This is a genomic window from Protofrankia sp. CiP1_Cm_nod1, from assembly GCF_920888515.1.
Taxonomy (GTDB): Bacteria; Actinomycetota; Actinomycetes; order Frankiales; family Frankiaceae; genus Protofrankia.
Window position 1 is genome coordinate 1 of record NZ_CAKKTM010000233.1, and the last position, 4,021, is coordinate 4,021.

Genomic DNA, 4,021 nt, shown 5'->3' on the forward strand with positions numbered 1-4,021 from the left:
ACGCTCGGCCCGCCGGGTGGCCGGCCGGCCGTAGGGTTGAGCCCGGGCGCGGCAGCCGGCCGGACGCGGTCCCGGGCCGGCCGCGCTGCGGGCGGCCGGTGTGGGCTTGGCAGGTGTGAGCGGCCGGGTGGGCGGCGTTCGTCACGTCGCGGGCGTCACAGGAGTACCACAGGAGTGTCGGAGCTGGCTGGTGACATGGGCGTTCGCCGCGTGTCGCCGACGGCCTTGAGGAGTATGGAGGCAACCCCGCGTGTACCCGGAGGACCTGAAGTACACCAGGGAGCACGAGTGGGTCCGGGTGAGCGAGGCCACCGTGCGGGTGGGTATCACCTCCTACGCCCAGGAGGCCCTCGGCGACATCGTTTTTGTGACACTGCCGGCGGTGGGGGAACGGGTGGAGGCCGGCCGGCCGTTCGGAGAGGTGGAGTCGACCAAGAGCGTCTCCGACGTCTACGCGCCGGTATCAGGGGAGGTGATCGCCCGCAACGAGGTGCTCGACAGCACTCCCGAGCTGGTCAACTCCGATCCCTACGGGGAGGGCTGGCTGGTCGAGCTGGCTGTCGACGACACGTCCGCGACCGTGTCACTGCTGGACGCCGCTGCGTACGTCCAGCACGTGAAAGCGCAGTAAAGGTCTACGGAACATCCACGGAACATCTACGGAATGCTGCCAGTCGTTCGCGTTGCCGCTACGGACGCCACGCCGGAATAGCTCTCCTGCTCCCCTTTTCGCGGCAGTGGGCCTGATGCACTAGCCTCGTTGTGCGCCGGGAAGGCGATACGAGGCCGCGATCTCACGGCCGGTATTGCCTGTTCCGGTCTCGGAGCCGTTACCGGATGAGGGGGACGGGATGGCTCTGAGGAGGCAGCGAACGTTTTCGCCACCCCCAGGCGAGGTGGCCCGAGCGGCCGGCCAACCGCGTCCGCGGCGGTCCGGCAGGAAGCAGACGCGACCGTGTTCTGCACGAGGTGCGGACAGCAGAACCCGACCGATGCCCTGTACTGCGCACGGTGCGGGTCTCCACTGGTACGTCCAGGTGAGCCCATCGCGCCGGAGCGGCCTGCCGAACAGACCTCCACGCTCAATCTCGCCGCCGCCCTCTCCGGCGTCGAGGGTGAGCATGCCGACGAGTCGACCGAGCGGGACGCGGTCGCCGCGGTCGACGCGCTGCCGCCCGGCTCCGGCCTGCTCGTCGTCAAACGTGGCCCCAACGCGGGCAGCCGCTTCCTGCTGGACGCCGACCTGACCACCGCCGGCCGCCATCCGGAGAGCGACATCTTCCTCGACGACGTGACCGTCTCGCGCCGTCACGCCGAGTTCCACCGCTCGCCGTACACCAAGGGCTTTGCCGTGCGTGACGTCGGCAGCCTCAACGGCACCTATCTCAACCGCGAGCGGATCGACTCCGCCGAGCTCTCCAGCGGCGACGAGGTACAGATCGGCAAGTTCCGGCTGGTGTTCCTGACCGGGCCGGTGCCGTTGACGGGCGGCGGGGGCCCGCAGTGAGCCGAGGGCCCGCAGTGAGCCGAGGGTTCGCGGTGAGCCGAGGGTTCGCGGTGAGCCGAGGGTCACGCCGATGAGCGCTGGGCGTGCCACGGCCGCCGGTCCCGTGCCCGTGCCCGTGCCCGTGCCCGTGCGGGCGTCGCGGGGCCGGGCGGATGCCGCCAGCGCGAAGACCCTCACCATCGGCGAGGTCCTCGACCGGCTGCGGCTGGACTACCCGGACGTGACCCTGTCCAAGATCCGCTATCTGGAGGCGGAGGGGCTCGTCACCCCCGCCCGCACGAGCGCGAACTACCGTAAGTACTCCGCCGCCGACGTCGCCCGGCTGCGCTACGTCCTCGGCGCGCAGCGTGAGCGCTTCCTGCCACTGCGAGTGATCAAACAGGAGCTGGAGTCGCTGGACAGCGAGCCGCTCCCGCGGGAGCGCCCCGGCCCGCGCCCGGTGGCACCGCCGTCGCCCGGCCCCCTCGACGCCCTGCTCGACAACGGCGAGCAGGTGCGGATGTCACGGCGGGAACTGCTCGCCGCGGCCGGTGTCAACGAGCAGGAGCTCACCGAGCTCGAGCAGTACGGGCTGGTCGCCCCCCGTCCCGGGGGCAGCTACTTCGACGGGGACGCGCTGGCGGTCGCGCGGACGTTCGCCGCGCTGAGCGGCTTCGGCATCCAGCCCCGGCACCTGCGCCCGTCGCGGGTGGCCGCCGACCGGGAGGCCGGGCTGATCGAGCAGGTGACGGCGCCGCTGCGGGCGCAGCGCGACCCGTTCAGCAGCGGGCGGGCGGAGGAGGCCCTGGACGAGATCGCCGGGCTGCTCGTGCGGCTGCACGCGGCCTTGCTGCGCGCCCGGCTGCGCACCGGGCCGGGCGCGTGACACATGCCCCCTGCGGCCGTCCCGGGCCGGGCAGGTGACGCGCCCGGCTGGGTCCTGGACCGGGCAGGTGACATCGCCGGCCGGGGGCGGAGCGCCTGTCGGCTGCGTGGGCCGGCTCACACCCGGGCACCTATTGTTGACCGGGGTGGCAGGTCCGTGCGATGGCCGATCTTACTGGAGATCTTGTCGGAAGCGTCGGGCCGCTGACGAAGCCCGGAGACCGGGATAGTGTCAGCCGGTGGCGGTTTACAGTTTCCGGTCGGATCATCCCGTCCTGCCCGCCTGTGTGAGGAGGTAGATCGGTGCATCGGCTGGACATCGTCGGCGTTCGTGTCGAGCTTCCGTCGAAGCAGCCGATCGTCCTGTTGAAGGAGGTCGGCGGTGAGCGTTACCTGCCCATCTGGATCGGCGCGGTGGAGGCGACGGCCATAGCCTTCGCCCAGGAGGGCATCACGACCGCCCGCCCGATGACGCACGACCTGATGCGTGACGTGTTGCGTGCCCTGCGGACCGAGCTCACCAGGGTGACCATCAACGATCTGCAGGACGGCGTGTTCTTCGCCACACTCGTCTTCGGCAACGGGGTCGAGGTCTCGGCCCGGCCGTCGGACGCCATCGCGCTGGCGATGCGGATGGGGGCGCCGGTCTACGGCGAGGAGTCGGTGCTCGCCGAGGCCGGTATCACCGTGCCGGAGGAGCAGGAACAGGAGCAAGAGAGCGAGCTGGAGAAGTTCCGGGAGTTCCTCGACACGATCTCGCCGGAGGACTTCAACACGCCAGGCTCCTGACGCAGGGGCCCTGGCATGCGGCGTGCCCTGTCAGCCGTCCGGTTCCCGGGCCGCCGAAAGGCTTTCCAGCCGATTCGTACAGTTCGCTGACCGCTGTGGCTGTGTGCGGCTGTATCCTCACAAAGGCTTGATCTGAGAACATTGTGGGTCTGCCACGGGACACGCCGATCGCGATCATTGATGGGATCGCCCGAGGCTCTTACCGTCGAGTCGAGGCGGTTGAGTGAACTCAGGGTGGCTGGCTGGCGGACGGGACGACGACAGCGATGATCGGATGGCGATGATCGGACAGGGGCAGCTCTTCCCGGACGATCTCCCGTTGCCGCCCGGTGACGATGTCGGTTACCGGGGGCCCACCGCGTGTGCGGCCGCAGGCATCACCTACCGGCAGCTCGACTACTGGGCCCGCACCGGCCTGGTCGTGCCGAGCGTACGCGGCGCCACCGGCTCGGGCAGCCAGCGGCTGTACTCCTTCCGGGACGTGCTGGTCCTGCGTGTCGTACGCAAGCTGCTGGAGGCCGGGGTCTCCCTGCAGAACATCCGCGCCGCCGCCGACTGCCTGCGCCTGCGCGGGATCGAGGACCTGGCACAGGTCACCCTGGTCAGCGACGGGTCGACCGTGTACGAGTGCACCTCCGACGACCAGGTCATCGACCTCGTCCAGGGCGGCCAGGGGGTCTTCGCGATCGCGGTCGGCCGGGCCGTCCAGGACATGCGCGGGCAGCTGTCCCAGCTGCCGACGGAGCGCCCCGAACGCCCCGAGCGCGGGGGGCACCCCGGGCCGGCGGCGGTCGGTCATCCCGGGGACGAGCTGGCCAACCGCCGCAGCCGGCGCAGCTCGGCCTGACGACGGCCCATGGC

5 protein-coding genes are annotated in these 4,021 nt (G+C 70.8%); all 5 read left to right on the forward strand.

Annotated elements, in window-relative coordinates; translation table 11 throughout:
- Positions 1-250: 250 nt before the first annotated feature.
- The 5 genes from gcvH to NBX02_RS10740 all read left to right on the forward strand — a co-directional run bounded on the left by gcvH (position 251) and on the right by NBX02_RS10740 (position 4,007).
- Entirely contained in the window at positions 251-631 is a 381-nt protein-coding gene (gene gcvH / locus NBX02_RS10720) for a glycine cleavage system protein GcvH (protein ID WP_250285076.1), read from the forward strand.
- Positions 632-955: 324 nt separating this feature from the next.
- Positions 956-1,507, forward strand: a complete 552-nt coding sequence (locus NBX02_RS10725; RefSeq protein WP_250285078.1) for an FHA domain-containing protein — start codon at positions 956-958, stop codon at positions 1,505-1,507.
- A gap of 70 nt (positions 1,508-1,577) precedes the next feature.
- The gene (gene ftsR / locus NBX02_RS10730) at positions 1,578-2,372 is read left to right on the forward strand and encodes a transcriptional regulator FtsR (protein ID WP_250291180.1); all 795 of its coding nucleotides are present in this window, start codon (positions 1,578-1,580) and stop codon (positions 2,370-2,372) included.
- A 302-nt stretch (positions 2,373-2,674) separates the two neighbouring features.
- On the forward strand, positions 2,675-3,160 hold the full coding sequence (locus NBX02_RS10735) for a bifunctional nuclease family protein (protein ID WP_250285080.1): 486 nt from the start codon (positions 2,675-2,677) through the stop codon (positions 3,158-3,160).
- A gap of 274 nt (positions 3,161-3,434) precedes the next feature.
- On the forward strand, positions 3,435-4,007 hold the full coding sequence (locus NBX02_RS10740) for a MerR family transcriptional regulator (protein ID WP_250291182.1): 573 nt from the start codon (positions 3,435-3,437) through the stop codon (positions 4,005-4,007).
- Positions 4,008-4,021 lie beyond the last annotated feature (14 nt).

What these genes read in the sequence shown, in the direction of transcription:
- ftsR (WP_250291180.1), top strand. Translation starts at nt 1,578, where the DNA reads ATGAGCGCTGGGCGTGCCACGGCCGCCGGTCCCGTGCCCGTGCCCGTG.
- NBX02_RS10740 (WP_250291182.1), top strand. Translation starts at nt 3,435, where the DNA reads ATGGCGATGATCGGACAGGGGCAGCTCTTCCCGGACGATCTCCCGTTG.